Source organism: Nonomuraea sp. NPDC059194 (genome assembly GCF_042754765.1).
Classification (GTDB): Bacteria; Actinomycetota; Actinomycetes; order Streptosporangiales; family Streptosporangiaceae; genus Nonomuraea.
Genome location: NZ_JBHZBH010000003.1, coordinates 307475 through 333921, shown reverse-complemented (window position 1 = coordinate 333921; position 26447 = coordinate 307475). Strand labels below are relative to the sequence as shown.

Genomic DNA, 26447 nt, shown 5'->3' with positions numbered 1-26447 from the left:
CCGGGAACCACCCGGCAGGATGGAATCCTCAGCCAGGCAGCTCGCCTCGACCCACGAGCCCGTTCTCGTAGGCGTGGATCACCGCGTGCACGCGGTCGCGCAGGTTCAGTTTCTGCAGGACGGCCCGGACGTGCGACTTCACCGTGTTCTCGCTCAGCACCAGTTCCGCGCAGATCTCGCTGTTGGACCTGCCGCGGGCGAGCAGGCCGAAGATCTCGACCTCGCGTGGGGTCAGGCCGTCCAGGGCTGCCGTCCTCCGCATCGGCACCTGCCGTACGAGATCGAGGATCGTCGCGGCCACCCCCGGAGCCAGCGCCGACGTCCCGGAGGCGACGTCACACACGGCCTGGGCCAGGGCGGCGGGCCGGACGTCCTTGGTCAGGTAGCCGCTCGCACCGGCCCGGATGGCAGCCACGACCAGTTCGTCATCGTCGAACGTCGTCAGCATGAGCACCCGGGTCGCCGGTGCGATCCTGACGATCTCCGCCGTGGCGGCGACCCCGTCCATGCGCGGCATGCGGATGTCCATCAGTACCACGTCGAGGCGGTGCCGCCGGACGACCTCGATCGCGTCGCTGCCGTTCGCGACGTCGTGGGTGACCTCGATGCGTTCGTCGGCCGACAGCACCGTACGGAGCGAGGCCCGCAGCAACTCCTGATCGTCGACGAGCATGACACGGATCCCGGTCATGAGACCTCCTTCGTCGGCCTCATGACCAAGGTGCTGTGCTTGCTGATTCCCTCACTTCGTTCGGTCATTCCCCTCCTTCGTGGGGAGCCGCGCCCGCAGCACCCACCCGTCGTCCCCGTCGTCGATCGACAGGGTGCCGCCTGCGGTATGCACACGTTCCTCGATCCCCATCAAGCCGGTCCCCTGGCTGCCGACGTCGCGAAGCGCCTTGCCGCCGTCGTCGCGCACCTCCACCACCACCTCGGCCGGGGTCCAGCGCAGGCGAACGGCCACCTCGACCGGTGGTTCGAGGTGGCGCAGCGCGTTGGTGATGCCCTCCTGCACGGTACGGACCGCCGCGACCTCGGCACTCAGGCTCAGCGGCCGTCGCTCACCCACCTCCGCGAACGTCACCGCATGGAGCGGGCTCGCCGCCGAGGCCACGAGGTCAGGGAGAGCATCGAGGGAGATCGGGACCTCTCTGGGCCGGGAATCGGCGCGCGGCGCCACGGTGGCCGGGCCCAAGGTGGCCAGCATCGATCGCAGACCTTGGTGGGCGTCCCGGCCGGCCTCGGCGATGTCACCGAGTTCGCGGCGGGTCGCCGGATCCGCCGTCGTCACCGCCGCGGCCTCGATCCGCGCGACCATGACGGTGACCGTGTGGGCGATCACGTCGTGCAGGTCGCGGCGGATGCTGGCCCGTTCGTCCGCGACCGCCGCGGCCAGTCGTTCGCTCTCGGCTCGTCGGCCGGCCTCGTGCCTGCGGCGTACCAGCAGGGCCGCAAGCCACACACCGCCGACCACGAGCATCAGCAGCCCGCCCTCGACCAGGCGGGTCCACCCAGGAATGTCAGGGGGCAGCCGGGCCCACGCCACCAGCTCGGTGAGGACGATCCCGAGCGCGGCGACGGCCAACGCAACCACCGAGGACCTGACCGAGACCCGGGTGGTCAGCCGCCACAAGGTGAGGGGGAAGAACACAGCCGAGGGCAGCATGCTCGGTGACCAACCCAGGAAGGGCATCGTCACCAGGACGAGCATTGCCAGCGCGCCGATCGCGTACCCCACCCACGGCCGTCGATGGGCCACCACCGCTCCCACATGGAGCAGGACGGCAGCACCCGCCGCGGCGAAGATCTGCCACAGGTCCGCGCCGAGGTGCCAGACGCCCGCCAGGATGAGCACCGTCAGGAGAGCCAGGACCACGTGCGCCACCACCGTCGTCGCCGGCAATGTGCTCCGGCGCTGGGAGGCTGTCACGGTCGTCGCCTTCCGGTGGGCTCGTGGTGGGGAGCCGTGCCTGGCTCGACGTGCCACAGGATAGCCAGCAGCGGGCAGGCCGATCCTGGCGCCCCGCCACGAATCCGCCGGCGAAGCCTGTCGATGAGCTGCCTCATCGACAGCCGAGCCGTCGAAGCGGCCGGCGTCGGGCTGAGCAGCGGGTATGGCTCAGCATCCCGGACGGGCCAAGCTGGACGCTACCTGTGTAGCGGGTGCACGCGACACGCCACGCTCCGGAAGGTGGCGCGGTCCCCTCGTCGACAGTTCAGGGAGGGAGCCATTTCTCGTCCGTGCCGACGAACACAGGCGCGGAGACAAGGGCTGCGGCTACATCCCAGGCGTCGCAGCGGAAATCACGTCGAAGCGGCCATCTCTGGAGGGTGTCGCGCCGAAGGCGCCCCCGAAAGCGCGCCCGAGCGCAGCGAGGCCCTCCAGGAGTCGGGGCCCCGGCCCGACCGGAAGCAACGCCCGAAGGCCCCACGCGCGACAGCGCCCCCAACCGAAGGACCTTTCCGCGACGCCCCTACGAGAAGAGGTGGTCGACGACCCTGGCCGTCGCCTTGCCGTCGTCGCGGGGCGCGTACGTGGCTCTGAACGCCTCATACCGGTCCGCGTGCGCCGCCGCCACCGTGTCGATCGACATGAGCGTCTCTACCACCTCGGCTGACGTCGACAGCATCGGTCCCGGTGCCTGGGCGGCGAGGTCCAGGTAGAGCCCGCGCTTCGACGAGTACTTCGCCAGGTCGTGGGTGAAGAACACGATCGGCCGTCCGGTCACCGCGAAGTCGAACATCGCCGACGAGTAGTCCGTGACCAGGACGTCGGCGACCAGCAGCAGGTCGGCCATGTCGGGGTAGGTGGTGACGTCGTGGGCGACGTCAGCGGGCACGACCGGCATGGCCTGCATCGGGTGCGCCCTGACGAGCAGTTCGTGGTCGGCGCCCAGTTCGGCCCTGGCCAGTGACAGGTCGAGCTTGATCGTGCTGTTCTTCCTGTCGTAGTCGCGCCACGTCGGCGCGTACAGCACGACCTTCTTCCCCTCGACCAGGCCGAGGCGCCGCCGGATGGCCGCCGCCAGGACCTCCCGGTCGGGTGAGGTGAGGACGTCGTTGCGGGGCAGCCCGCTCTCCAGCACCTCTCCCTTGTAGCCGAACGCCTCCCGCAGGATAGGCGTGGCCCAGGGCGACTGTGACAGCAGCACGTCCCAGCCGCGGACCTCGGCGGCCTGCCGGTACCAGACGGGCGGGCGCGGGTCGCGCGACATGTGGGGCAAGTCGTTGCCGATGCGCTTGGCGGGGGTGCCGTGCCAGGTCTGCAGGACGACCTGGTCTTCACGCGATCTGAACCAGGCGGGCAGGAAGGCGTTGGTCACGATGTGCCGGGAACGTGCCAGGGCCGCGTGATGCTCCCTGCTGCCGGCGCGGACGACGGTGGCGGGTCCCGGCGGGACGAACGCGCCGTCCTTGACGATCCAGATGTGCTCGCGGTCGTCGCCGCGGCGCAGCCGCTCCTCGTAGATGGCGCGCACGCTGTCGCCGTAGTGGCGGCCGTCGTTGACGACGTAGACGGTCGAGTCCTGGATCGGCTCGGTGCGCTGGGCCGGGTAGTAGACGCGGCGCAGTACGTGGGTGCCTGCGACGCCCTTCTCGTCGGCGGGCCGCGACTCCTCGGCCATCAGCACGGGCACGTCGAAGCGGGTGGACACCAGCCGGTAGCCGCGCCCGGAGAAGGAGTGCTGCGACTCGTCGAGGGTGGGCAGCGCGGCGTGGGAGACGCGCACGGGGACGATCTCGCCGGTGGGGTGGCGGACGGACAGGTTCCAGGTGCCCGACGGCATCGGGATCCGCTCGCCGAACCGCTCCATCTCGGACGGCGCCAGCCGTACGGTGAACTGGTCGCCGGAACGGATCAGGTCCGCGTGGAACATCAGCCCTGACCGGTGCCGCAGCGACAGGCGGCGCGCGCCTTCGGCGTCGGGGTAGTCGCCGCGCAGTTCGAGGACGGGGCCGTCCCATCGGGCCGCGGTGATGACGGGCCTGGTGCGGTGCGCGGAGACGACGACGCGGTCGCGTCTGTCGCCGAGCACGGTGATCTCCCTGTCGCCGACGATGGCGCGGCTCTCCTCCAGCGCGTCGCCGAGCATGACGGAGGCCGCCGGGTCGCCCTTGGGCTCGACCCAGAGCCGCCGTCCGTCCTTCTCCTGCAGCAGAGCGGGTACGGCGAGCGCCACGGTGACGTTCGTGCCGCCCTCGACGGGGTGGAACTCGGCCGCCATGCGGTGGCCGCCGAGCCTGGCGTGGCCCTTGGTGCAGGTGCGTCCCGGCAGGAAGACGGTCAGTTCGAGCCGCTCGCCGTCGAGATGGACGCCGGTCAGCTCGGCCCTGTTCGGCTGGAGCACGACCTGCAGCGCCCGGTCGGAGGTCCACACGGGACGCACCCACCAGCGCGGCTTGACGCGCAGCCCGGCGGGCCGTTCGGTCCTGCCGAGGGAGGCTCCGCGCAGCAGGCCGGTCGCCCTGGCCCCGCGGGACCAGAAGACGATCTCGGCCCGCCAGGTGGTGGTGTCCTGCACGGTGGGCCGGTGACGCATGGTGCGCCGCACCGCGGACACGACGGCGCGCAGCGACGAGCGCCAGCGCAGCGGCCACGGGCTGAGGGTGGCGGTGAAGCCGGACCAGTCGTAGTTGCAGCCGGGCTCGCGGGCGCCGTGAGTGGCCTCGGGCGCGAGCGTACGGCGGGTGCGCATCCGCACGGGCGGCAGCCAGCGGGGGCCGCGCAGCACGACGGTGGCCCGGTTGAAGCGGCGGCTGCGCACCGAAAGGCCCGCGAGGTAGGCGAAGCCGTCGACGCGGAGGCTGCCGTTCTCCCAGACGATGTCGTCGATCTGGGTGACGGGCACCAGGTCGGAGCGGCGCAGGCGGTAGAGGTCGTGTGGCAGTTCGTCGGCGAACGGCAGGTCGGCGTACCAGCGCAGCCCTTTGCGGATGCGCTTGGACGGCTCGGCGGCGGCCGCGATGACCTTGGTGAGGGCGTCGCCGTCGATCAGCTCGTCGTCGGATCGGTGCTCGACGAGGTGGTAGGCGAGCCGGCGCTCCACGGGCAGGTCGCGCTTGACTCCTGGGTCGACCTCGGCCAGGTAGGGCCTGAACAGGTTGACCAGCTCGCGCCTGCGGGCGGCGCCGCGCTTGGCGGCCTGGTCGAAGCGCAGGCCGAGCGAGCCGCTGAGCACCTCGGCGTCGAAGGCGCGCCGTTCGGTCGGCGGCAGTCCCCCTGACCGGACGGTCCGCATGATCGCGTCGAGCGGTTCCCCCCGGTCACAGAGGTCCTGGACAACCTTCAGGCGCTCGGCGACGACATCGCCGGTTGGGGTGGCCATGAAGGGCACCGCCTTTCGGACCCGGGAACGGTGGGCAGTCCCTCGCTATGGTAATGCGCGTCACATACCGCAAATCCGCAAATATCGTGTCATGCCTGGTCAGTTGGTTCCTGAAAGTCCCCTGAAGGAAACCATCGGGCATGTCGCATGTCGACGCGTTCGCCGCGCAACGGCGTGCCCTCCTCCCGCCAGTGCGGCAGCGCCCTGTCGACCAGTCCGGCAGCGGCCGTCCCGTCGGCGTGCACGACCCGCCACCACGGCACGCCGCCGCCCCACGTGGACATGACCGAGCCCACCTGCCTCGGCCCGCCCTCGCCCAGGTACTCGGCGACGTCGCCGTAGGCCATGACTTGGCCGGGCGGGATGCGTTCGACCAGGTCGAGCACCCGCTCGCCGTACGGTGTCACCACGCCGCGGGCCCTTGCCGCAGGATCTGGTCGAGGTCGCCGATGGCGTCGCCGTCGACCTCGATGACGCCGTCGCGCAGGTAGTAGTGCTCGCCGTCCTCACCGCGCAGGCGTCCGCCGAGGACCGCGGCCAGCCGGACGAGCTGGGCGACGTCCCAGTCGGAGGCGGGCGTGCCGACGACGCGCTCGCGCCAGCGCGCGACGGGGTGGGCCCCGGCCAGGATCTCGCCGGGCTCGCGCAGCGAGAACCCGGCGGGCGCTATCGCTCTCGCGAGCTCGGCGAAGGCGAGCGGAGACTCACGCTCCACATGCAGCTCGTAGCTCATGAGGCGGGAGCATACTCATGATCACCCATCTGTGGCGGAAAAGCATGATTCAGCCGCCTCGGTTGCGCTGGCTGAGCATCGTTACCGCTGCGCCGAAGGCCACCAGGCCGATCAGCACCCCGCCGCCGAACAGCCACATCCGCCACGGGCTGGGCCCCGGCGGCGACGGCAGCGGCGCCTTCTCCCCCTGGCCGAAGTGCGTGGAGTCCGGTACGGCCACGCCGCGCCGCTTGCCGACCAGCTCCCCCGCCCTGTCCAGCGCCGCCGCCGCGTCGACCACGCCGAAGCCGATCTTGTCGTCGTAGCCCGCGGACGGCCTGGCCCTGGCGCTGCTGGTGACGGCCTGCGCCACCTGGTCAGGCGTGAGGTCAGGGTAGCGCGACTTGATCAGCGCGGTGACGCCCGCCACCAGCGCCGTCGCCACGCTGGTGCCCTTGCCGGAGCCGAGCGCGCCGCTCATCTTCACCACCGGCACGTCCACGCCGGGCGCCGCGACCATGACGGAGAGGTTGTCGCTGCTGAAGGCGGCCCTCCTGCCCTGCCGGTCGACCGCGGACACGCCGATCACGCCCGGGTACCCGGCGGGGAAGCTCCAGTAGGAGGTGCTGTTGGCCTTGGCGTAGGCGGTCTGCCCGTCGTTGCCGACGGCGGCGACGAGCACGACGCCCCTGTCGAGGGCGTAGGAGACGGCCTCGCGCTCGGACTTGTGCACGCCGTACGTGCCGATCGACATGCTGACGACCTTGGCCCCGTTGTCGACCGAGTAGCGGATCGCCCTGGCCAGCGGGCTCTCCCTGCTCGACAGCAGGTCCTCGTGCGGCGGGACCGCGCCGCCGCCCAGCGTCTCGTCCACGGTGATCGGCACCGACAGGATGCGGGCCTGGGGCGCGACGCCGATGAAGCCGCCCTTGTCGCCCGAGGCGGCGATGAGACCCGCCATCGCCGTGCCGTGCTCGCCGGGGACGACGCCGTCGCGGTCGAGCGTGGCCGAGGACATGTCGGGGGCGAGCGTCACCTTGCCCTTGAGCCCCGGCGTGTCCGGCGCGACGGCGCTGTCGATCACCGCGACGGTGACGCCCGCGCCCTTGCTCACCGGCCACGCCTGCTCGGCGTTGATCGCGGTCAGCACCCAGCGCTGCTGCTCTCGGTCGGGCGGCGCCGACGTGCCGTACAGGAGCAGAGTGGCCGCCAGCAGCGACCGCACCGCGGTCAGCACGCGTTCCCCTGGGTGCAGCGAGGGACCTTCGGCGGTTCGGCGAGGAAGTAGGCGATCTGGCCGCCGACGGACCTGGCGGCCGACCACAGCTCGCTGTGCAGGATCTCCTCCGCGGGGACGGCGGCGCGGGTGCGGCCGTCGGTGTATCCGGCGGTGGAGAAGACGATGTAGGGGCCCGCGCCGACCCAACCGTTGCGCTGGCGCTGTTCGAGGCCGAAGCGGTCGGCCACCGTGCCGGGGAAGGCGACGGGCAGCACGCCCACGCGGTCGTCGACCGTCAGCTCCTCGGTGGCCGCCGCCCTGGACTCCTCGTCCCGCAGCACCGCGACGCCCACCGTGAAGACGAACATCGCGCTCTGGTCGAGGTAGGTGGCGCGCAGCACGGTCAGGCAGCCGTGCTCTTCGAGCACCCTGGCCACGGCCCTGTCGGTCGCGGCGCCGCACGTGGTCTCGGGGGCGATGCCGACCCTCCTGGCGTACTGCTGGGCCTCGTCGAGCCCCTGGTAGGCGACCTCGTCGGGGAAGACGCCCGTGGCGGGCCACGCCTGCCAGCGCCTGGCGATCTCCTCCTGCTTGTAGCGGGTCTGCTCGGCGGCGGTCAGCGGGCGGGACCTGGTCTCGGCGATGAGGGCCGTGGTGCCGAGCAGGACCACCACGGCCGACAGCGTCACGATCGCGCCCAGGATGCCGAGGAACATCGTGCGGTACCTGACGCCCTGCGCCAGCGCCTCGCGCTCGGCTCTCTCCTTGACCGCCTGGCCGTCTCTGCGGGTGGTGGCCGCCGGCCACGAGCGCACGCGGGAGCGCCGGGTCGCAGGGGGGCCGAGCGGCGATCCACGGCCCGCCGTCTGCCCTGATCGAGGCAGCCCGGACACCGGCCGCCTGCGTCCCCTCCCTGACGTGTCCCCCACCGCTCCTGCCTCATCTTTGGTGCTCGCCTAGGAGAAACGTGAGCTCACCCCGGTGGTGATGGCCCGTTTTGCGCGTTTCTCATAGGTAATTCGTCCCCCTAAGGGCGCGGATCATGCGTCCTGGGGATTGTCTGCCCTTCGCGTCCGCTTGACCAGTGCGGTCAGCACGAGTACGGCGGTCAGCGCCGCCAGCGCCGCGGCCGCCGCTATGGAGCCGTAGACGACGATCCTGCGGTGGTCACGGAAGATCACCTGGACGGGCGGGGCCGCCTCGCCCAGCGGCCGGTCTGGATCGTGGGCGTCCTGCCCGCGAGCCGTGTGCGTGTGCCCGGCCAGCCTGGCCGCCTCGGCGAGCGCGCCCGCCGCGTCGACCACGCCGAAGCCCGTGCCGGTGTCGTAGCCGCCCGACGGCCGCCTGGACGCGCCCAGCGTGAGGGCCTGCGCCACGAGCGCGGGCGACATGCGGGGATACCTGGCCTTGATGAGCGCGGCGACCCCCGAGACCAGGGCGCTGGCCTGTGAGGTGCCCTTGCCCACCCAGTACTCGTTGCCGGGGCCCGCGCCCAGGATGTCGACGCCCGGCGCGGCCAGCAGCACCGAGGGGTTGCGGTTGGAGAAGGACGCGCGGCGCAGCCCCCTGTCGGTCGCGGCCACCGACACCACGCCGGGGAAGGCCGCGGGATAGGAGTAGGGCGCGTAGCCGCTGGCCTCGGGCTTGCCCGCGCCCTCGTTGCCCGCCGCCGCCACCAGCACGACGCCCTTGGAGACCGCGTAGTGGATCGCCGCGCGCTCCTGCTGGGTGGCCAGTTCTTTGGAGATCGACATGTTGACGACCTGGGCGCCCTGGTCGACGGCGTAGCGGATGCCCTTGGCCACCACGTCCTCGTAGCGCTTGGCGGTGTTGAACTCCCCGAACCCGGGCTCCTCGTCCTCCAGGATCACCCTGACCGACAGGATCCTGGCGCGCGGCGCGACGCCGATCACGCCGTCGCCGTTGCCAGGGCCGTGACCGTGGCCCGCGATGAGGGAGGCCATGTAGGTGCCGTGCAGCCGCAGCGGCCGTACGCCCGGCGGGTTGGCGCCCTTGGTGAAGTCGGCGCCGACCGTCACCGAGCCCGCCAGGTCGCGGTGGGCGGGGTCGACGCCCGAGTCGAGGACGGCCACGACCACGCCCGCCCCCTTGCTGGTCTGCCACGCCTTCGACAGCCGCAGCGTGTCGATCACCTCGCGCTGGCTGTCGCGCACGTGGTCGGCGTGCGCGACCGGCGCCGTCAGCAGCACCAGCGCCAGGGCGAGGCCCACCCGGCTCAGCATCGCCACCCCTTGGCCCCGCACTCGGGCATGCGCGGCGTGCTCAGCTCCGTCAGGACCCGTTCTCCGAGGTCGGTGGCGAAGGCGAACACCGCAGGCCGCTGCCCGCCCACTGCTCGCGCGGGCCTGCCGTCGACCTGGCCGGCGGTGGTCAGCACGAGGTACGGCCCGGCCTGCCGTACCGAGGCCGCCTGGCGGCCCTGCGCGGTGAACCTGTCGGTGACCGTCCCCTCGAACGGCACGGGACGCAACCCCGGCACCGGCCTGCCGGAGGCGGGAAAAACCCCCTTGGCCCGTACGGCACGCAGCTCGTCGGGCAGCGCGACCACGCCCACGGTCACCACCACGCCCTGCAGCGCGTCGAGGTAGGTGGCCCGCAGCACGGCCTTGCACCCCGCCTTGCGCAGCGTGACCGCCGCCTTCCTGTCGACCGCGCCCGCGCAGTCGGTGGCGGTGGAGATGCCCACGCGGCGGGCCTTCTCCTGGCCGCCCTGCTCGGCGACGTAGGCGATGGTGGCGGGGAAGATCTTGCCGGCGGGCCAGGTGCGCCACCGGTCGGCGACCTCGCGCTTGGCCGCGCCCTCCAGCTCCGCCTGGGTGGGCCCCCTGGTGAGCTCCGCGCCGGACGCGCTGGCCGCCACGCCCGCGGTGATTGCGCAGATCAGCGCCAACGCGGACGTCACGACCACGGACGGCCATGCTCGTCGGGTGCTCACAGCTCGACCTTAGCCCGCGAGAAGGGACACCGCCCTGAGGTGTCCCTTCTGCGCAGCTAGTAGGTGGGAAGGCTGGGGTCGACGGTCTTGATCCAGCTCAACACTCCGCCTCCGACATGCACCGCGTCGGAGAATCCGGCGTTCTTCACGACCGCCAGCGCCTCGGCCGAGCGGGCGCCCGACTTGCAGTGCAGGACGATGCGCTGGTCCTGGGGCAGCTTCTCCAGGGCCGAGCCGTTCAGGAACTCGCCCTTGGGGATCAGCGTCGCGCCGGGGATGGAGACGATCTCGTACTCGTTGGGCTCGCGGACGTCGATGAGGAAGATCTTCTCACCGTTGTCCTGCATGGCCTTGAGCTCCAGCGCGGTGATCGTCGAGCCCGTGGCCGCCTCGGCCGCCTCGTCGGAGATCGCGCCGCAGAACGCCTCGTAGTCCTCGAGCAGCTCGGTGACCGTCGGGTTCTTGCCGCACAGCACGCACTCGGGGTCCTTGCGGACCTTGACGTCGCGGTACTTCATCTCCAGGGCGTCGTAGATCATCAACCGCCCGACGAGCGGGTCGCCGATGCCGGTCAGCAGCTTGATGGCCTCGTTGACCTGGATGGAGCCGATCGACGCGCACAGCACGCCGAGCACGCCGCCCTCCGCGCACGAAGGAACCATGCCGGGAGGCGGGGGCTCGGGGTAGAGGCAGCGGTAGCAGGGGCCGTGCTCGGCCCAGAACACGCTGGCCTGGCCGTCGAAGCGGTAGATCGAGCCCCAGACGTACGGCTTGCCGAGCAGCACCGCCGCGTCGTTGACCATGTACCGCGTGGCGAAGTTGTCGGTGCCGTCGACGATGAGGTCGTAGCCGGAGAAGATCTCCATCACGTTCTCGGTCGTCAGGGTCGTGTTGTGGATGACGACCTCGACCAGCGGGTTGATCTCACGGACCGTCGCCGCCGCGCTCTCGGCCTTGGGCCTGCCGACGTCGGACTGGCCGTGGATGATCTGACGCTGCAGGTTGGACTCGTCGACGACGTCGAAGTCGATGATGCCCAGCGTGCCGACGCCGGCGGCCGCGAGGTACATCAGCGCCGGTGAGCCGAGCCCTCCCGCGCCCACACACAGCACCTTGGCGTTCTTCAGCCGCTTCTGCCCGGCCATGCCCACGTCGGGAATGATCAGATGGCGCGAGTAGCGGCGCACTTCATCGACGGTCAGCTCGTTGGCCGGCTCGACCAGAGGTGGCAACGACACAGTTCTACGCTCCCGATTAGGGGTCCTATCTCCAATGAAACCTAGCTTGGAAGTGGGGCATTCCCCAATCGCGTCTCAAGGATCAGACGCCGGGCCTCGACGGCGACCGCCTCCGGCGCCTCCATTTGCGCGACATGCCCGGCGTTTCGCAGCAGGACGAGCCTGACCTGCGGGAACGACTTGAGCGCCCGCTGGGCGGTGCCGGGCCGGACGAGCCGGTCCCTGCGGCCGTGGATGATCAGCGTGGGCGCGGTCACCCTGGCCGCCTGGCGCCACAGGTTCCGCTCGCCGCGCCTGAAGTACTCCGCGACGATCCCGCGCGCCGAGCCGATCAACGCCATCCCCGCGTACGGCAGGCCGTCGCGCCTGCGCAACTCCTCGACCGCCTCGCGGACCCTCGCCGGATGCACCAGGGAGACGTCGGCATAGCACATAGCCAGGCTGGCGTTGACCCGCTGCTCGGCAGGCAGGAAGCGGAGCCGTTCCGCCACCCACTCCCCCAGCCTCGGAGCGGCGGAGGCGGCCACGCGGGCCGGGCCGTACCGGGGGACGAGGTCGGGCAGCGCGGGCGAGACGAGCGTGAGCGAGCGCACCAGGTCAGGGCGGGTGGCGGCGACGGCGACGCAGACGGCCCCGCCGAGCGAGTTGCCGAACAGGTGGGCGGGACCGGTCCGCTCCAGGAGCCCGACCACCGCCCTGGCGTGGGCGGAGACGCTGTAGTCGCCGTCGGCGGGCGCGGGCGAGAAACCGGCGCCCGGCAGGTCGATGGCGTGGCCCGTGACCAGATCGCGCAGCCTGTCCATGAGGTCGGTCCAGTTGGTGGCCGAGCCCGCCAGTCCGTGCACGAAGACCGCCTGTTCGGCGCCGCCCTCCGGCGTGGAGCGCACGAACACGTCGCCGACCATCCTGCCCGGCCAGTGCGCGATGGGTGCTGTCACCGCAGGTCCCCCTTCCGTTTCCTCGACGATAACCCGCTCGTCGCAGAGGTCACCGCAGGACGGACACGGGTGCCAGGCGGCCCTAGGCCGACTTGCGCGCCTTCTTCTTCGGCTCCTTCTTGGCCGGGGCGGCGCCGCGCTCCTTCTTGGCCGCCTCGACGCTGGCCCGCAGCGCGGCCATGAGGTCGACGGCGGGGCCTTCCTCCTTCTCGCCCTCGGGAGCGGCCATGACCTCCTTGCCCGCCACCTTCGCCTCGATCACCTGCTGCAGCGCCTCACGGTAGGCGTCGTGGTACTCGGCCGGATCGAAGTCGGCCACCATCGTGGTGATCAGCGACTCGGCCATCTTCAGCTCCTGCGCCCTGACCTCCACGTCCTCCTCAAGGAAGCCGAACTCGGGCGCGCGGATCTCGTCCGGCCACAGCATCGTCTCCAGCACGAACACCCCGTCGCGCACCCGCAGCGTGGCCAGCGACTCCCGCTGCCGCAGCGCCACCTTGACCACCGCCACCTGCCCCGAGCTCTCCAACGCGTCACGCAGCAGCACGTACGGCTTGGCGCCCTGCGCGTCGGGCTCCAGGTAGTAGGACTTGGCGAAGTAGATCGGGTCGATCTGGTCGGCGGGAGTGAACTGCAGGACGTCGATCCGCCGCGAGGTGCTCAGCGGCAGGTCCTCGAAGTCCTCGTCGGTGAGCACGACGATCTCGCCGGTGGCCAGCTCGTATCCCTTGGCGATGTCGGAGTAGGGCACCTCCTCGCCGTCGACCGTGCACACGCGCTTGTAGCGGATCCTGCCGCCGTCCTCGCGGTGCACCTGGTGGAAGGAGACGTCCTTCTGCTCGGTCGCCGAGTAGACCTTGACGGGAATCGTCACCAGCCCGAAGGAGATCGCACCCTTCCAGATGCTGCGCATGGGCACTCCAAGAGAAATAGCGGGCTCACCTCATGGGCACATACCCGTCATGGGCGATCCGATGCCATTTCCCCTCCACCCGATGCTCGCCACGCCCGGGCCCCTTCCGGCCGATCGCGAGCAGTACGGGCTGGAGGTGAAGTGGGACGGCATCAGGGCGCTCATCCACCTGGAGGCGGGCGCGTGCAGGGTGACGGGCAGGCACGGGGCCGACTACACGCGCCGGTATCCCGAGGTGTGCGCGGCGGCGTCGGGCTTCGGGCTCGACCACGCGATCATCGACGGCGAGGTCGTGGCGTTCGGCGCCGACGGGCGGCCCTGGTTCTCCCGGTTACAGCGGCGGATGCACCTCAGCGATCCGAGCCCCGCTCTGGTGCACAGGGTGCCGATCACCTTCTTACCCTTCGACCTGCTCTACCTGGGCGGGCGGCCGCTGTTCGACCTGCCGTACAGGGACAGGAGGGCGTTGCTCGACGACCTCGATATCGGCGCGCCGCCGTACTTCCCCGGCGATCGCGACCTGATGGCCGCCACGCTGGAGCAGGGGCTCGAAGGCGTGGTCGCCAAGCGGCTCGACTCGCCGTACCGGCCGGGGGTGCGCTCGCCGTACTGGATCAAGGTCAAGCACCAGGACACCACGGAGGTCGTGATCGGCGGGTGGAAGCCGGGCAAGGGGCGGCGGGCAGGCGGCATCGGGTCGCTGCTGCTCGGGATGTTCACCGGCGACGGCTTCACCTACGTCGGGCACGTGGGCACCGGGTTCACCGACGCGGCCCTCGCGCACCTGCTGGCGCTGCTCGAACCGCTCGAGGTGCCGCGCAGCCCGTTCTCCGACGAGGTGGCAGGGCGCAACAGGTGGGTTAGACCCGAACTGGTCGGGGAGGTGGCCTACACGATGTGGACCGACGACCGCAGGCTGCGCCATCCGGTGTGGCGCGGTCTGCGGGCCGACAAGGTACCCGCAGAGGTGACGCTGTGAAAGTTCCCGTCAAGGTGGACGGACGCCAGCTGACGCTCACCAACCTCGACAAGGTGCTCTACCCCGAGGTCGGCTTCACCAAGGCCGAGGTCATCGACTACTACAGCAGGATCGCCCCCGCCCTCCTGCCGCACCTGCGCGACAGGCCGCTGACCGTCAAGCGCTATCCCAACGGCGTCGACGCCGCCTTCTTCTTCGAGAAGAACGCGCCCAAGCACAGCCCCTCCTGGCTGCGCAGGGTGACGCTGCCCGTGCCCGGCAGCACCAAGAACCGCGAGACGATCGACTTCGCCGTCATCGACGACCTGCCCTCACTCGCCTACTACGCCAACCTCGCCGCGCTCGAACTGCACGTGCCGCAGTGGAAGGTCGGCAAGGACGGCACCGCCGCGCCACCCGACCTGCTGGTGCTCGACCTCGACCCCGGCCCGCCCGCCACCATCGTCGACTGCTGCAGGGTCGCCACGCTCATCCGCGACGTGCTGGCCGAGGACGGCCTCACCGCCTGGCCGAAGACGAGCGGCAACAAGGGCATGCAGCTCTACACCACCTGGGACAACCGGGTCGAACCCGCCGACTACGCCCGCGAGCTCGCCGAGCGCCTGGCCAAGGAGCATCCCCGCCAGGTCGTCAGCGTCATGACCAAGAAGCTCAGACCCGGCAAGGTCTTCATCGACTGGAGCCAGAACAACCCCGCCAAGACCACCGTCGCCCCCTACTCGCTGCGCGCCAGATCCCACCCGACGGTCTCCACCCCCGTGCTCTGGGAGGAGGTCGAGGACTGCCGCAGCCCCGACGAACTGGTCTTCACCACGGCCGAGGTGCTGGACAGGGTGGAGGACCACGGCGACCTTTTCGGCCAGGCGTAGGGTGGAAGCCGTCCGCCTACGTGAGGGAGACGGGAATGTCGCAGAACGACGCCGAGCTGTCCGTCGAGGTGCCCGAGGCCGACGCGGCAGAACAGCTCAGGATGCTCGGCGAGGAAGACGTCATCCGCCAGGAGCACCCGATCGACATGGATCCGGCCGACGCTTTCGAGCAGGACCGCACGGTCGGCGACGATGATGACGATGACTACCGCTGACCTGGTTACCCGCGCGTAGGATGTGCGGGCACAGAGCATCCGTCCCCTAGGAGATCCGCGTGACAGCAACCCCGGACGCCAAGCCCCGGGGCACCCGCCTGCCCCGACTCGCCCGCAGGCGTCAGCTGCTGAACGCCGCGCAGGAAGTGTTCGTGGAGAACGGCTACCACGCGGCGGCCATGGACGAGATCGCCGACCGCGCCGGGGTCAGCAAGCCCGTGCTCTACCAGCACTTCCCCGGCAAGCTCGAGCTCTACCTCGCCCTTCTCGACCTCCACGTCGACGACATGGTCAGCAGGGTGCGCGACGCGCTCGCCTCCACCCACGAGAACAAGCTCCGCGTCCAGGCCACCTTCCGCGCCTTCTTCGACTTCGTCTCCAGCCAGGGCGAGGCCTTCCGGCTGGTCTTCGAGTCCGACCTGCGCAACGTCGCCCCCGTACGGCAGCGCGTCGAGCGGTCGCTGCGCGAATGCGCCGAGATGGTCAGCCAGGTGATCCAGGAGGACACCGGCTGCTCCAGCGAGGAGGCCCACCTGCTCGGCGTCGGCCTGGTCGGCATGGCCGAGGTCAGCGCCCGCTACTGGATCACCCAGCACGGCTCCATCCCCAAGGACGCCGCCGAGCAGCTCATGGCCAGGCTCGCCTGGCGCGGCATCAGCGGTTTTCCGCGTACGGCATAACAGCGTTCGCTCGGCGCGATCAACGGCCCCCTTTCGCCGGTGACGGGTGACGATGGGATGAGCCAGCCCGTCTCAAGAGGGAGCACGATGGAAATCAAGATCGGCGTACGGTCCGTACACCGCGAACTCGTTGTGGAGACCGACCTCGCGGCCGAGCAGGTCGAGGAGGAGATCCGGAAGGCGATGGCCGCCGACAAGGGCGTCCTCGCCATCAGCGACATCAAGGGCAGGCGGGTCATCGTGCCGGTCGCCTCGATCGGGTTCATCGAGATCGGCGAGGACGAGAGCAGGCCGGTCGGCTTCGGCGGCACCATGTAGCTCTTTCAGGGGTACGGCGGGCGCCGCCGTACCCCTGTTCTCCCTGGCCAGCTTCACCCTGGTCAGCGGATCAGGCATCGTCCCGGACGGCGGTGCCGAGGGACGTGCTCCCGCCTCGGCTCTCCGGTCGGGCAGCCCGCGCTCCCCCTCCGCAGTACGGCGCGCGAGGCCCAGCGGTTCGGCCCACATCTGGTCAGGGAGCTGCTGTAACGGCGCGAGGCCCTCATACACGGCACGCTACAACCGTCCGCGCGCTCGCGCCGCCCGATGCGCACACCTGGTCACCCTGGGCCGCGCCACCCCGGCCGCGCCACCCGGGCCGCGTCACCCGGGCCGCGTCACCCGGGCCGCGCTGTCCCGGCCGCGTCACCCTGGGCCCCTTGGCTTTGGCCGCTCGGGCGCCGGGCCCAGATGCCGCCCGCGGGTGTCCGGCCTCGGATGCGGGCTCGCGTGGCGGGCTCGCGTGGCGGGCTCGCGCGGCGGGCTCAGCGGGCGCTCAGATGCCGAGTGCCGCCATTCGTTTGCCGTGCTCCTCGGTCAGCCGGGCGAACAGCCGGGAGATCTCCGCCTGGTCGTCCGGCACCGCCTCCACGAGCAGCTGGGCCAGCTCGGGACGGGCCGCCGCGACCCGCTGCCCCTGGCTGAGCGCCTCGCCGACCAGCCGCCGCGCCCACAGCGCCAGCCGTCCCGCCAGCGCGGGGTCGGCCTCGACCGCCGCCCGCACCCGCTCCACCGCGAACGCCGAACGGCCCTGGTCGACCAGCACCTCGTCCACGAGGTCGGCGATGGACGGGTCGAGGTGCCTGGCCGCCTCGCGGTAGAAGTCGAGCGCGATCCCCGTGCCGACATACGCCTTGACCAGCGCCTCCAGCCAGTCGCCCGGCGCCGTGTTGGCGTGCCACTCGTCCAGCGCGTCCACGAACGGCGACATCGCCTTGTCGGGGTCGGCCCCGAGGGAGACCAGCTTGTCGCGCAGGAGCTGGAAGTGGGCGTACTCGGCCACCGCCAGCTCGCCGAGCACGGCCCTGTCGGTTAGCGTGGGGGCCAGCTGAGCCGCGTCCTCCGCCAGCCGGAGGAAAGCTGTGAGCTCGGCATACGCCAGAACGCCGAGGAGATCGACGACACCCGGGGAATCTGTCATGAAGGCAGCGTACTTCGGGAACATAATGAATCTCGGTCCGCGTTGTGGTATCGAGTACACTGCTCTGTGAAAGTGCGACCGCACTGTGTTAATCCGGGAGATTCGCTCCCGCTAACCCCCACTTCCGGGCCTGCGGTCGCTGATGACGCGAGAGGGCTGGCTCTACCGCGAGGACCCAGGCACGGGGATTGAATTCCGCCCGATGGTCCCGGCAGGCCCGCCTTCATTTGAGACTGAGGCAGGCCACGCTGACGACTTTCCGAGACCTCGGAGTCACACCAGAGATCGCCGATGCCCTCGAGACCGAGGGCATCACCACACCGTTCCCCATCCAGGAGATGGCGCTCCCACTCGCCCTCGCGGGGCAAGACCTCATCGGTCAGGCCCGCACCGGCACCGGCAAGACCTACGCGTTCGGCATCGCGATGCTGCAGAGCATCGGCAAGCCGCGCAAGAACCGCAAGAAGCCGCGCGGCCTCGTCGTCGTGCCCACCCGTGAGCTGGCCGTACAGGTCTCCGAGGACCTGGTCACCGCCGCGGGCAAGCTCGGCTCCCGCGTGCTCACCGTGTACGGCGGGCGCGCCTACGAGCCGCAGGTCGAGGCGCTGAAGGCGGGCGTCGACGTCATCGTCGGCACCCCCGGCCGCCTGCTCGACCTGGTCAAGCAGAAGCACCTCGACCTCTCCCAGATCACCACGCTGGTGCTCGACGAGGCCGACCGCATGCTCGACCTCGGCTTCCTGCCCGACATCGAGCGGATCTTCAAGCTCATCCCGGCCGAGCGGCAGACGATGCTGTTCTCCGCGACCATGCCGGGCGAGATCGTCGCGCTGTCGCGCAAGTACCTCAACCGCCCCACCCACGTCCGCGCCGAGATGGAGAGCGGCGAGGGCGAGGCCACGCCGCAGGTGCGCCAGCTCGTCTGGCGAGTCCACCGGATGGACAAGATCGAGATCTTGTCCCGCCTGCTGCAGGCCGAGGGCCGCGGCCTGACCATGGTCTTCTGTGAGACCAAGCGCGCCTGCGACATGGTCGCCGAGCAGCTCGACACCCGCGGCTTCGCCGTGGCGGCCGTGCACGGCGACCTCGGGCAGGGCCAGCGCGAGCAGGCGCTGCGCGCCTTCCGCAACGGCAAGATCGACGTGCTGGTCGCCACCGACGTGGCGGCGCGCGGCATCGACATCGACGACGTCACCCACGTGGTCAACTACGACGCCCCCACCGACGACAAGACCTACGTGCACCGCATCGGCCGTACCGGCCGGGCCGGACGCACCGGCATCGCGGTCACCTTCGTCGAGTGGGAGGAACTGACCCGCTGGAAGATGATCAACAACATGCTCGGCCTCGACTTCGCCGAGCCCGAGGAGACCTACTCCACCTCGCCGCACGTCTACACCGAGCTGGCCATCCCCGAGGGGACCAAGGGCGTGCTGCCGCGCGCCGCCCGCTCCAGGGCCGGACTGGCGGCTGAGGAGCTGGAGGACCTCGGCGAGACCGGACGGTCGCGCTCGCGTGGCCGTAAGGACAGGGAGGAGCGCGAGCCGCGCCCCGCCCGCACGCCCCGCCAGCGTCGCCGCACCCGCGGCGGCCGCGCCGCCGAGCTGGTCTCTCCGGGATCCACAGGAGAGTCGGACGGCACCGCCTCGGACCAGGCCATCTCGGACCGGGTCCCCTCGGACCGGGCCATCTCGGACCGCGCTACCACGGACGGGGTCACCTCGGACCGAGCCAGCACGGACCGAGCCAGCACGGACCGGGCTATCTCGGACCGCGCAGCCACGGACGGGGTCACCTCGGACCGGGTCTCGGACCGGGTCTCGGACCGGAGCACTTCGGGCCGGGCCGCCTCGAACGGATCCTCCTCGCGCCGAGCCGCCTCGAACGGCTCCTCGTCGGGCCGGGACGCCACGGAGGCCGTCACCTCCGCCGCGCCCCTCACCCCGGCAGGATCGCTCGAGACCGGCCTGACCGAGGACCCCGAGAGCACCGCATCAACGATCGCGCCAGAGGAGAAGCCCATGCGCAGGCGCTCCCGCAGGAACGACGACACGCCCGCCATCATCTCCACCGAAGAGGTCGAGGCCGCCGCCGACCAGCCGTCCAGGCGGACCCGGGCCCGCAGGGGCGCCTCCTCGGAGGCGCTGGAAGGAGCGCTCGCCTCGGTGACCGAGCAGACCGCGCCGGCTCCCGTCGAGGAGCCGAGCTTCCTCACCACTCCGCCCCCGCCCCCTGTCCGCAGGGAGCCGGAGCGGATCGTGCCGCCGAACGCGTTCACGGTCATCTTCCAGTCGCCCGACCTGGCGACCGACGATGACGAGATCGCCCCGTCCGCCGCGACCGAACGCCAGCAGCAGCGGCGTCGCCCCCGCGGGAACAGCGGCAACTCCGGCGGCCCCCGCCGCCGCTGACGTCACCCAAAGGCTGGGGCGCTCCGACCGAGTGCCCCAGCCTTCGACGTCTCCGCCCGAGCGGGAGCCTCTTCGCCCCCGCCCTCGACGCCGCCCCCGCCGTCGAGTGGGCCCCCTCGATCTCCTGACCACCCGAAGCGTCGCCCCCGACACCGAACGGGCCCTCGGCCCCACCCCCGATGCCCCGCGCCCCGCGCCCCGCGCCCCGCGCCCCGCGCCGGGAGTTTCGTCGATCTCTCTCGACATCCCGGCAGCTCGAATGGTCCCCTCGCCCCACCCCCGACACCCCGCGCCCCGAGCTGGTGGTTTCGTCGGCCTTCCTCGACATCCCAGCGGCTCGAATGGGGCCCGGCCTCCCCGCAGCCCGGAGTGGGAGCCCCCTCGGCCCACACCCTCGGCGCCCCGAGGCCGGGAGCGAGGGCCGCACGACGCCTCCCCAGCCCGAATGGGAGCCTCTTCGCCCCCACCCTCAACGTCCCCGCGCTTCGCGTGGGAGTCTCCTCCACCCCCACCCCCGACGCCTCCCCGCGGTCCGAGCCGGAGTCTCGTCCACCCCCGACCTCGACGCTTCTGTGGTCCGAGCGGGAGCGCCTCGATCTTCCGCCGCCCGAAGGCGGGCCCCGCTCCCCGACGGCGCCGGTGGCCCGAGCGGTGATTCCCTCGGCAGGTGTCCCGAGTCGCCGGAGCCCGGGCCGGTGCCGTCCCTCGGAAGAGCAGCCTTTGGGCACGTCAGGCGGGGCGGGTGCGCCGTTTCGCGGTGTTCCTACCCTGTGCTCTGGGTATTGTTGCCTTACGTGAGTACGCCGCGCTTCCTGTCCCTGCCGCCAGGGGTGACCCCCGTGCAGATCGACACGCCCCAGGGCACGTTCGCCGCCCTGGAGGCCACTCCGATCAGCGGTGTCATCGAGCGGCTGCCCGCGCTGCTGGTGCCGGGCCTCACCGGCAGCAAGGAAGATTTCATCGCCGTCCTGCAGACCCTGGCCACCGCCAACCGCAGGGTCGTCGCGATCGACATGCGGGGCCAGTACGAGACGCCGGGCCCCGACGACCCCGCCGCCTACACCTGCCCCGCGCTCGGCAACGACATCGACGCGATCGCGATGGCCGTCGGCGACGGCGGCCCCGTCCACCTGGTCGGCCACTCCTTCGGCGGGCTGGTCACCAGGGAGGCCGTGATCGACGGGCGCACCAAGTTCGCCTCGTTCACGCTGATGAGCTCGGGCCCGTCGGGCATCGTGGGCCCCCGCGAGCGGGTCGGCAGGGTGATCATGCGTGAGCTGCCCGAGCTCGGTCTCGAACACCTGTGGACCACCCGCTACGAGCCCGAGGCGCTCGGCGGCGGGGTGCCCGACGAGGTCGTCGCGTTCCTGCGCAAGCGGCTGTTCGCCAACAATCCGACGGCGTTGGCGACGATGGCCGAACAGGTGCTCGACCAGCCCGACCGCTCCGAGGAGCTCAAGCAGATCGAGGTGCCGACGCTCGTCCTGTTCGGCGAGCACGACGACGGCTGGCCGCCCGTCGTGCAGGCCGAGATGGCCGCCAGCCTGGGCGCGGAGATCGTGGTGGTGCCGGGGGCCGTCCACTCCCCCGCCGTCGAGGCGCCGGAGACGACCGCGGCCGCGCTGACGAGGTTCTGGAACACGGCGGAGGCCGTTCGGCGGCCGGCTGTGTAATTATTTACTTACTATGACGAGCATCGAAGAGATCGTCGTCCAGCCGCCGCAGGCGGTGACGTGGTTGGTGCACCTCGACCGCTCGATGTGGGTGGGCGGCGTCCGCGGCCTCATGCTCCAGGCGCTCCACCCCCTGGCCATGCGTGGCGTCTGGCAGAACTCCAACTTCCAGGACGACCCGTTCGGGCGGCTGCGCCGTACCGCCGACTTCGTGGGGAGGGTCACGTTCGGCAGCCCGCAGGAGGCCGACGAGATCGGGCGCAGGGTACGCGGCATCCACCGGGGGCTGCGCATCAGCGACGGCGGCCGCACCCACCGCGTCGACGATCCCGAGCTGCTGCGGTGGGTGCACTGCGCGGAGGTGTCGTCGTACCTGGAGGTGGCCAGGCGGGGCGGGCTCGGGCTGAGCGACCGGCAGGCCGACCGCTATCTCTACGAGCAGCGCAAGAGCGCCACCTATGTCGGCCTGCACCTCGACGACGTGCCGGGCTCGCAGGCCGAGATGGCCGCCTACTTCGAGGAGATGCGCCCCCAGCTGCGGGTCATCGACGAGTCGGCGGCCACCGTGCGGTTCCTGCTGTGGCCGCGGCTGCCGCAGGAGCTGCGCAGGCTGTCACCTGGCAAGCCGGTCTACTTCCCGTTCGGCGCGCTGTGCTACTACTCGCTGCCCGGCTGGGCCAGGAGGATGTACGGCACGCTGCCCGAAGTGCCGCCCTCGACGGTCACGGCGGCGCTGAAGGCGTTCAGGCTGGGCGCCAACTCGCTGCCCGAGCACGTCCACGACCTGGCCTTCTCGGAGCCGACCAGGCAGATGCTGGCCGCCTCCCGCGAACGCCTGGCGAAGGCGGGCTACGACGTGAGCAAGGGCCTGAAGGGCCTCACCGACCCCCGCCGCTGGCCGACCGGGCTGGCGGCCTGACGACCCCTGTGGCGAAGCGTGGCGGTCCCTCTACCGAGAGTTAGTTACTCTTAGTATCGGTCATATCGCACTAAGCGAGGAGCTGCCATGCCATACCCACCGATGCTGATCAAGCCGATGAAGGAAGAACTGACCGAGGCGGGCTTCAAGGAGCTGCTGACCGCCGAAGACGTCGACACCGCGATGGAAGCCGCCAAGACCGGCTTGACCTTGGTGGCCATCAACTCCGTGGACGGTTGCGCCGCGGGCATGGCCCGCCCTGGGGTCCGCCTCGCCCTGGAGAACGGCTCCCGGCGCCCGGACCGGCTCCTGACCGTCTTCGAAGGGCAGGATCTGGAGGCAACCGCCCGGATGCGCTCCTACTTCCCGGACATCCCGCCGTCCCAGCCTTCCTTCGCCGTGTTCAAGGACGGTGAACTCGTCTACTTCATTCCACGCCACCGCATCGAGGGCCGCTCAGCCGAGCAGGTGGCCGGCGACCTCACCTCCGCGTTCGAGGAGCACGGCGCGTAGAGGTTCAGGTGAGGGCGTCCCAGGGGAGTTTGTCGGGCGCCGCGACGCGGCCCTCGGGGCAGTGGTGGCGGAAGTCGCACCACCCGCACATGGGGCCGGGGTTCGGCGGGAACGGGTCGTCCGTCTCACCGGCCCGATAGCGCTCGTCGGCCTCTCCGGCCTCCATCGCCACGTCTTCGGCCCTGCGCAGGTGGCGGTCGAGCGACTCGTCGGTGTGCTGCCATTCGACGATCTCGCCGGTGGGCAGGTGGTGCAGCTCGACCGTGGTGCACGGGGTGCGCAGCACCCGCGAGGCGGCGATCGCGTAGATGGCCAGGGCGAGCGAGCCGCGCGCGTCGTCTGCGGTCAGCGGGCGGCGACCCGTCTTGTAGTCGACGACCACGAGCTCGTCGCCGCGCCGGTCGAGCCGGTCGATGCGCCCGGAGACGGCGATGGTCTTCGTCCGGGTGGCCACCGTGCGCTCGACGCCGACGGGCTCGTCGGCGGGGTCGAGCGTCTCGACGTATCCCGACACCATGCCGCGGGCGTGGTCACGCCACTGCGTGGACTGCTCGGCGTCTCTGAACCCCTCGGAGATCCATCCGTTGGTCAGCAGGATCGCCGCCATCGCGGAAGTCCGGCGCTCGTACGGCTGCCGCCACCACGCGGCCAGCGCGTTGTGGACGCTCGCGCCCAGGCTGTTGTGGGCCCACGGGGGCCCCTTGGGCGGCTGCGGCCGGTCGAGGTAGGCGAACCGGTAGCGCCTGCGGCAGTCGAGCCACGAGTTGAGCCGCGACGGCGTGCATGAGTAGAGCCGCCGCGGCATGCCTTCGAGCGGGAGCTGCTCCAGCACCTAGTCGTCGCCCAGGTTGAGCTTGATGCCCGCGGCGCCGGTGCCGTCGGTCAGCGGGCCCTCGGGAGAAGGCCCGCGGGTCAGCGACCCCGACACCCAGTCGTCGAAGTGCGGCTCCAGCTCGCCGATCGTGGTCTCCTCGCCCTGGTTGGGCAGGACCCTGGTGGCGCCGGGCAGCGTGAAGAGCCTGCCGCCGATCGAGGTCAGCTGGTCGGCCAGCGCGGGGTATTCGCCGCCGAGCTTGCCGGGACCGTCGGCCTGCAGGGACTTGCCCGTGAAGACGGCCTGCAGCTCCTCGGAGTAGAGGGAGATGCCGCCCATCGTGATGCCGGGGGTCTCCAGCACCTCGAGACGGACGTCGCCGACGCCGAACACGCCCTCGTCCTCCATCTCGATGTCGGGCCAGGTCTCCGACCAGGTCTCCCGCCAGATCGGCTTGTCCTTCGGGTGCAGGGCGATCACCGACTCGTCTCTGCTGGCCACCTCGATGGCCGCGCCGACGTGGTCGGGAAGGCCGTGCGTGCAGATGACGGCGAGCACTTCCCGCTCGCCGATCTGGTCGAGGATCTTCTCGGCGTCACGCGCCGGGTCGACGACGATGACTTCATCGTCGTCGCCCACGATCCAGGTGTTGTTCTCGACCTTGTGCTCGGTGCCGTCGATCTCGACGACGCCCTCGGTCACGACTCGCTCGATACGCGCTCCCACGTTGCCACCCTATCGCCAACCGGGGCGCGGATCCCGCCTTGCGCGCGGACTGCGTCAGGCGGCGAGGACGGAGTCAGGCGGTGAGCGCGGACTCAGGGCGGTGAAGGCGCGGATGGCGGTGAGGGCGACCTCAGGCGGTAAGGGCGCGGATGGCGGTGATGATGAGCTGGACGGCCAGCGCCGCCAGCAGCAGACCCGCGATCCTGGTGACCAGCTCCACCCCGTTCTCCTTGATCACCCGGATGATGCTCACCGAGAACCGCATGAACAACCACAGCACCACGTGCACCGCCGCGATCGCCAGCCCCAGCGCCAGGATGCCGCCCCTGACCTCCCCCGCCTGCTGCGCGAAGACGATCGTGGCCACGATGGCTCCGGGCCCGGCCAGCAGAGGAGTGCCGAGAGGGACCAGCGCCACGTTGACGTTCGACTTCACCGTGCCTGCCTGCGGCTCCGTCGTCCCGCGCAGCAGTTCGAGGGCCACCAGCAGCAGGAGCAGCCCACCGGCGATCTGCATGGCGGCCACCTCGACGTGCAGGTAGCCCAGGATGACCTGGCCGAAGACCGCGAACACCACGATCAGGCAGAACGCCGTGACCGCCGCCTGGGTCGCGATGCGCTTGCGTTGGGCGGGCGTGCGGCCGCCGGTGTAGGCGAGGAAGAGCGGGATGACGCCGGGCGGGTCCATGATGACGAACATCGTGACGAACGCCTCGACGAAGAATCTGACGTCGAACACCGTGCCCCCTCCACGTGTGAAGGGGGACGAAGCCCGATCCTAGCCCCCGAGCCTCGGCGAGAAGGCGCCGAAGGGCAGATCGAAGTCTCGGTCGTGTTCGCGCAGGTCACGCAGGCTGAGCTGGTCGAGGACGATGAAGCAGCCCGCCTCGGCAGGCCACGCCACGACCCACAGCCAGTTGCCGAGCGCCTCGCCCGCGTAGACGGCCCGGTCGTCGGGCGCCTGGACGCACCACAGCGCGGTCGGGTGGCCGAGCACGTCGATCTTGGCGTTGGGTGGGCCCTCGCCGAAGCCGTCGCCTGGATCGGGGCCGTCGAGGCCCGCGAAGGCCGCGCCGAGGCCCACACCGGGCTCTTCCGCGATGACGACCATGTCGGCCGGGCCGTGCGTGACCGAGGGACCCGTCAGCGCGACCACGCTCGCTCGTGCTCCCGTGCGCTCGTCGCCCGCCACGCCGAACCCCGTCACCAGCCAGCCGGGCGGCAGCGGCCACGGCAGCCAGACGGGGACGACCGAGCTCTGCCGTACGGCATCGCAGGCCGCGCCGGACGGCTGCATCGCCTGGAAGGGCAGGACGTCGCCATGCACGCCGCAGCGCCACGCGCTCGACCACGCGCTCGGTGCATGAAGCGGGCCAAAACACCGTGGACAGGTTGGTGCCGCTCTCACAGCTACTCACGGTGCGTCGCCGAGCACCGATCCGTCAAGGGCGGAGCTCGTTATGCCGCCGTAATCTTGGCCATGTGCGCGTAAATTGTGTGGGCGCGATCATCGTCGACGGGTCGGGAGACCTCCTGCTGATCAGGCGCGGGCACCCGCCGGGTGAGGGGCTGTGGTCGATCCCCGGCGGCAGGGTCGAGGCGGGCGAGAGCGACGCGGACGCGGTCCGCAGGGAGGTCCTGGAGGAGACGGGCCTGGTGGTGGAGGTCGGCGCGCTGGCGGGCGCGGTCGAGCGGCCGGGGCCTGGCGGGGTCGTCTACGTGATCCGTGACTACGTGGCGTCGGTGGTGGCGGGGGCGCTCGCGCCGGGCGACGACGCGGCGGCGGCGCGCTGGTGCTCGCGCGCGGAGCTCGACTCGATGCCGCTCACCGACGGCCTGCTCGCCGCCCTGCTGGCGTGGAAGATCCTGCGGTCCTGACCTTCCAT

At 71.1% G+C, this 26447-nt stretch carries 27 protein-coding genes; 10 read left to right on the top strand and 17 right to left on the bottom strand.

From position 1 onward, the window contains the following. Nucleotides 1-28: 28 nt before the first annotated feature. The 12 genes from ACFXJ8_RS06890 to ACFXJ8_RS06835 all read right to left on the bottom strand — a co-directional run bounded on the left by ACFXJ8_RS06890 (nt 29) and on the right by ACFXJ8_RS06835 (nt 13303). Nucleotides 29-691: a response regulator gene (locus ACFXJ8_RS06890; RefSeq protein ID WP_379642865.1), complete on the bottom strand. Its 663-nt coding sequence runs from the start codon at nt 689-691 to the stop codon at nt 29-31. A 51-nt stretch (nt 692-742) separates the two neighbouring features. Next, nucleotides 743-1876 carry a sensor histidine kinase gene (locus ACFXJ8_RS06885; protein WP_379642864.1) on the bottom strand — a complete coding sequence of 378 codons (1134 nt, stop codon included), beginning with the start codon at nt 1874-1876 and terminating at the stop codon, nt 743-745. Between the two features lie 598 nt (nt 1877-2474). Beyond that, nucleotides 2475-5327 carry a CDP-glycerol glycerophosphotransferase family protein gene (locus tag ACFXJ8_RS06880; protein ID WP_379642863.1) on the bottom strand — a complete coding sequence of 951 codons (2853 nt, stop codon included), beginning with the start codon at nt 5325-5327 and terminating at the stop codon, nt 2475-2477. An 89-nt stretch (nt 5328-5416) separates the two neighbouring features. Continuing rightward, a complete protein-coding gene (locus ACFXJ8_RS06875; protein ID WP_379642862.1) occupies nt 5417-5737 on the bottom strand; it encodes an MGMT family protein in 321 nt (106 codons plus the stop codon). Beyond that, nucleotides 5731-6060, bottom strand: coding sequence for a hypothetical protein (locus tag ACFXJ8_RS06870; protein WP_379642861.1), 330 nt, complete (start codon nt 6058-6060; stop codon nt 5731-5733). The genes ACFXJ8_RS06875 and ACFXJ8_RS06870 overlap by 7 nt, the downstream gene beginning before the upstream one ends. Nucleotides 6061-6109: 49 nt before the next feature. Then, the gene (locus tag ACFXJ8_RS06865; RefSeq protein ID WP_379642860.1) at nt 6110-7276 is read right to left on the bottom strand and encodes a S8 family serine peptidase; all 1167 of its coding nucleotides are present in this window, start codon (nt 7274-7276) and stop codon (nt 6110-6112) included. After that, complete coding sequence (locus tag ACFXJ8_RS06860; RefSeq protein ID WP_379642859.1) at nt 7270-8073, bottom strand: hypothetical protein; 804 nt, start codon at nt 8071-8073, stop codon at nt 7270-7272. Before ACFXJ8_RS06860 ends, ACFXJ8_RS06865 begins: the two co-directional genes overlap by 7 nt. Before the next feature lie 225 nt (nt 8074-8298). Beyond that, a complete protein-coding gene (locus tag ACFXJ8_RS06855) occupies nt 8299-9501 on the bottom strand; it encodes a S8 family serine peptidase (protein WP_379642858.1) in 1203 nt (400 codons plus the stop codon). Then, the gene (locus ACFXJ8_RS06850) at nt 9495-10214 is read right to left on the bottom strand and encodes a hypothetical protein (protein WP_379642857.1); all 720 of its coding nucleotides are present in this window, start codon (nt 10212-10214) and stop codon (nt 9495-9497) included. The genes ACFXJ8_RS06855 and ACFXJ8_RS06850 overlap by 7 nt, the downstream gene beginning before the upstream one ends. A 56-nt stretch (nt 10215-10270) precedes the next feature. Beyond that, on the bottom strand, nt 10271-11452 hold the full coding sequence (gene moeZ, locus ACFXJ8_RS06845; RefSeq protein WP_379642856.1) for an adenylyltransferase/sulfurtransferase MoeZ: 1182 nt from the start codon (nt 11450-11452) through the stop codon (nt 10271-10273). A 41-nt stretch (nt 11453-11493) separates the two neighbouring features. Next, the gene (locus ACFXJ8_RS06840) at nt 11494-12390 is read right to left on the bottom strand and encodes an alpha/beta fold hydrolase (RefSeq protein ID WP_379642855.1); all 897 of its coding nucleotides are present in this window, start codon (nt 12388-12390) and stop codon (nt 11494-11496) included. 82 nt (nt 12391-12472) lie between these two features. Continuing rightward, nucleotides 12473-13303, bottom strand: coding sequence for a Ku protein (locus tag ACFXJ8_RS06835; RefSeq protein WP_379642854.1), 831 nt, complete (start codon nt 13301-13303; stop codon nt 12473-12475). A 61-nt stretch (nt 13304-13364) separates the two neighbouring features. On the opposite strand from ACFXJ8_RS06835, the gene ligD (ACFXJ8_RS06830) reads away from it, so the two are divergent. The 5 genes from ligD (ACFXJ8_RS06830) to ACFXJ8_RS06810 all read left to right on the top strand — a co-directional run bounded on the left by ligD (ACFXJ8_RS06830) (nt 13365) and on the right by ACFXJ8_RS06810 (nt 16364). Beyond that, nucleotides 13365-14282, top strand: a complete 918-nt coding sequence (gene ligD, locus ACFXJ8_RS06830) for a non-homologous end-joining DNA ligase (protein WP_379642853.1) — start codon at nt 13365-13367, stop codon at nt 14280-14282. Further along, nucleotides 14279-15151, top strand: coding sequence for a non-homologous end-joining DNA ligase (gene ligD, locus ACFXJ8_RS06825; protein ID WP_379642852.1), 873 nt, complete (start codon nt 14279-14281; stop codon nt 15149-15151). The genes ligD (ACFXJ8_RS06830) and ligD (ACFXJ8_RS06825) overlap by 4 nt, the downstream gene beginning before the upstream one ends. A gap of 35 nt (nt 15152-15186) precedes the next feature. Then, nucleotides 15187-15366 (top strand): hypothetical protein, encoded by a 180-nt coding sequence (locus ACFXJ8_RS06820; RefSeq protein ID WP_379642851.1) that lies wholly within the window; start codon nt 15187-15189, stop codon nt 15364-15366. Between the two features lie 59 nt (nt 15367-15425). Then, complete coding sequence (locus tag ACFXJ8_RS06815; RefSeq protein WP_358135856.1) at nt 15426-16046, top strand: TetR/AcrR family transcriptional regulator; 621 nt, start codon at nt 15426-15428, stop codon at nt 16044-16046. An 87-nt stretch (nt 16047-16133) separates the two neighbouring features. Further along, entirely contained in the window at nt 16134-16364 is a 231-nt protein-coding gene (locus tag ACFXJ8_RS06810; RefSeq protein WP_379642850.1) for a DUF3107 domain-containing protein, read from the top strand. Nucleotides 16365-16860: 496 nt separating this feature from the next. Here ACFXJ8_RS06810 and ACFXJ8_RS06805 read toward each other — a convergent pair whose 3' ends face one another. Continuing rightward, complete coding sequence (locus ACFXJ8_RS06805; protein ID WP_379642849.1) at nt 16861-17505, bottom strand: ferritin-like fold-containing protein; 645 nt, start codon at nt 17503-17505, stop codon at nt 16861-16863. 338 nt (nt 17506-17843) lie between these two features. Here ACFXJ8_RS06805 and ACFXJ8_RS06800 point away from each other — a divergent pair, with 338 nt between their 5' ends. From ACFXJ8_RS06800 to ACFXJ8_RS06785, 4 genes are all read left to right on the top strand, one after another. Further along, nucleotides 17844-19916: a DEAD/DEAH box helicase gene (locus ACFXJ8_RS06800; protein WP_379642848.1), complete on the top strand. Its 2073-nt coding sequence runs from the start codon at nt 17844-17846 to the stop codon at nt 19914-19916. 794 nt (nt 19917-20710) lie between these two features. Next, nucleotides 20711-21589, top strand: coding sequence for an alpha/beta fold hydrolase (locus ACFXJ8_RS06795; protein WP_379642847.1), 879 nt, complete (start codon nt 20711-20713; stop codon nt 21587-21589). Nucleotides 21590-21602: 13 nt separating this feature from the next. Continuing rightward, nucleotides 21603-22508: an oxygenase MpaB family protein gene (locus ACFXJ8_RS06790; protein WP_379642846.1), complete on the top strand. Its 906-nt coding sequence runs from the start codon at nt 21603-21605 to the stop codon at nt 22506-22508. Nucleotides 22509-22595: 87 nt separating this feature from the next. Further along, a complete protein-coding gene (locus ACFXJ8_RS06785) occupies nt 22596-23021 on the top strand; it encodes a BrxA/BrxB family bacilliredoxin (protein ID WP_379642845.1) in 426 nt (141 codons plus the stop codon). 4 nt (nt 23022-23025) lie between these two features. Here ACFXJ8_RS06785 and ACFXJ8_RS06780 read toward each other — a convergent pair whose 3' ends face one another. From ACFXJ8_RS06780 to ACFXJ8_RS06765, 4 genes are all read right to left on the bottom strand, one after another. Continuing rightward, entirely contained in the window at nt 23026-23853 is an 828-nt protein-coding gene (locus tag ACFXJ8_RS06780; RefSeq protein WP_379642844.1) for a RecB family exonuclease, read from the bottom strand. Then, on the bottom strand, nt 23854-24561 hold the full coding sequence (locus ACFXJ8_RS06775; protein ID WP_379642843.1) for an MBL fold metallo-hydrolase: 708 nt from the start codon (nt 24559-24561) through the stop codon (nt 23854-23856). It abuts the gene before it with no gap. Between the two features lie 130 nt (nt 24562-24691). After that, a complete protein-coding gene (locus ACFXJ8_RS06770) occupies nt 24692-25300 on the bottom strand; it encodes a MarC family protein (RefSeq protein WP_379642842.1) in 609 nt (202 codons plus the stop codon). Nucleotides 25301-25339: 39 nt separating this feature from the next. Continuing rightward, entirely contained in the window at nt 25340-25969 is a 630-nt protein-coding gene (locus tag ACFXJ8_RS06765) for a DUF6758 family protein (RefSeq protein WP_379642841.1), read from the bottom strand. Nucleotides 25970-26043: 74 nt separating this feature from the next. On the opposite strand from ACFXJ8_RS06765, the gene ACFXJ8_RS06760 reads away from it, so the two are divergent. Beyond that, a complete protein-coding gene (locus tag ACFXJ8_RS06760; protein ID WP_379642840.1) occupies nt 26044-26439 on the top strand; it encodes an NUDIX hydrolase in 396 nt (131 codons plus the stop codon). Nucleotides 26440-26447: the final 8 nt, after the last annotated feature.

Coding starts and splice junctions, on each gene's coding strand:
- ACFXJ8_RS06835 (WP_379642854.1), bottom strand. CDS start 13,303: ATGCGCAGCATCTGGAAGGGTGCGATCTCCTTCGGGCTGGTGACGATT.
- ACFXJ8_RS06810 (WP_379642850.1), top strand. CDS start 16,134: ATGGAAATCAAGATCGGCGTACGGTCCGTACACCGCGAACTCGTTGTG.
- ACFXJ8_RS06870 (WP_379642861.1), bottom strand. CDS start 6,060: ATGAGCTACGAGCTGCATGTGGAGCGTGAGTCTCCGCTCGCCTTCGCC.
- ligD (WP_379642853.1), top strand. CDS start 13,365: ATGCCATTTCCCCTCCACCCGATGCTCGCCACGCCCGGGCCCCTTCCG.
- ACFXJ8_RS06890 (WP_379642865.1), bottom strand. CDS start 691: ATGACCGGGATCCGTGTCATGCTCGTCGACGATCAGGAGTTGCTGCGG.
- ACFXJ8_RS06800 (WP_379642848.1), top strand. CDS start 17,844: ATGGCGCTCCCACTCGCCCTCGCGGGGCAAGACCTCATCGGTCAGGCC.
- ACFXJ8_RS06820 (WP_379642851.1), top strand. CDS start 15,187: ATGTCGCAGAACGACGCCGAGCTGTCCGTCGAGGTGCCCGAGGCCGAC.
- ACFXJ8_RS06855 (WP_379642858.1), bottom strand. CDS start 9,501: ATGCTGAGCCGGGTGGGCCTCGCCCTGGCGCTGGTGCTGCTGACGGCG.
- ACFXJ8_RS06790 (WP_379642846.1), top strand. CDS start 21,603: ATGACGAGCATCGAAGAGATCGTCGTCCAGCCGCCGCAGGCGGTGACG.
- ACFXJ8_RS06805 (WP_379642849.1), bottom strand. CDS start 17,505: ATGACAGATTCCCCGGGTGTCGTCGATCTCCTCGGCGTTCTGGCGTAT.
- ACFXJ8_RS06880 (WP_379642863.1), bottom strand. CDS start 5,327: ATGGCCACCCCAACCGGCGATGTCGTCGCCGAGCGCCTGAAGGTTGTC.
- ACFXJ8_RS06785 (WP_379642845.1), top strand. CDS start 22,596: ATGCCATACCCACCGATGCTGATCAAGCCGATGAAGGAAGAACTGACC.